Source organism: Halorubrum sp. Atlit-26R, assembly GCF_003666015.1.
Taxonomy (GTDB): domain Archaea; phylum Halobacteriota; class Halobacteria; order Halobacteriales; family Haloferacaceae; genus Halorubrum.
Map to the genome: position 1 here is coordinate 1 of NZ_QPLT01000396.1, position 512 is coordinate 512.

Sequence of the window (512 nt, forward strand, 5' to 3'; positions counted from 1 at the left end):
GCGGACGTTCTCCAACACCGTCAGCGTCGGGAACAGGTTCGTGATCTGGTACGACCGGTGGATACCAGCCAGCGCCGTCTCGTCCGGCGAGGCGGCGGTGATGTCGAGCGCCGAGTCGCTCCCGGTCGGGCCCGCGCCGCCGGAGCCGGTCGAGTCGGCGCCGCCCGGCGGATCGAACCGGATCCGCCCGTCGGAAGGCTCTAACACGCCCGTGAGCAGGTTGAAGAACGTCGTCTTCCCCGCGCCGTTCGGGCCGATGATCGAGCAGAGCTCGCCGGCCTCTAAGGCGAAGTCGACGCCGTTGACGGCGGTGATGCCGCCGAAGCGCTTCGTGAGCCCCTCGGTCTCCAGCAGCATTACAGCGAGCAGCTCGCGTCCTCTTCGGGGACCATCACGTCCTCGGCGTCGAGGCGTTCGAGGGGCTCGCCGGGCATGATCGGCGCGTCCCAGGCGTCGGCGTACTCGTCGCTGGTCGGGACCGGCCACGCGACCGTCATCTGCGACGCCGCCTG

At 70.1% G+C, this 512-nt stretch carries 1 protein-coding gene and 1 pseudogene; both read right to left on the reverse strand.

Features of this window, described 5'->3' with window-relative positions; translation table 11 throughout:
- On the reverse strand, positions 1-357 hold a 357-nt coding region (locus tag DVK07_RS21135; protein ID WP_121598613.1), incomplete at its 3' end, for an ATP-binding cassette domain-containing protein.
- Positions 357-512: pseudogene (locus DVK07_RS21140) on the reverse strand (ABC transporter substrate-binding protein); the annotation flags it as partial. The pseudogene DVK07_RS21140 and the gene DVK07_RS21135, both read right to left, overlap by 1 nt.